The organism is Rhizobium sp. UBA1881 (genome assembly GCF_002338015.1).
Lineage (GTDB): Bacteria > Pseudomonadota > Alphaproteobacteria > Rhizobiales > Rhizobiaceae > Rhizobium.
In genome coordinates this window covers 9,390-9,697 of sequence record NZ_DDHH01000066.1, presented here as the reverse complement: position 1 = coordinate 9,697, position 308 = coordinate 9,390, and the positions used below count along the sequence as shown (strand labels likewise).

At 64.0% G+C, this 308-nt stretch carries 1 protein-coding gene; it reads left to right on the top strand.

The genetic code is table 11. The annotated features are described in order from the left end of the window. On the top strand, window positions 1-308 hold a 308-nt coding region (locus tag B3605_RS07645), incomplete at both ends, for an ATP-grasp domain-containing protein (RefSeq protein ID WP_296433489.1).

The following is a 308-nucleotide window of genomic DNA, read 5'->3' as shown; positions in this document are numbered from 1 at the left end:
CCAAGACGACGGCGCAGGAACTCGGCATCCCCGTCGTTCCGGGCTCCGACGGCGAAGTGAAGACCGAGGAAGAGGCCATCAAGACGGCCGCCGAAATCGGTTATCCAGTGCTGATCAAGGCAACCGCCGGTGGCGGCGGACGCGGCATGAAGGTCGCCAAGAGCGCTGACGACGTGATCGAGGCCTGGTCGACGGCCCGTACCGAAGCGGCTGCCGCTTTCGGCAACGAAGCCGTCTACATGGAAAAGTACCTCGGCAAGCCGCGGCACATCGAAATCCAGGTGTTCGGTGACGGCGAAGGCAATGCC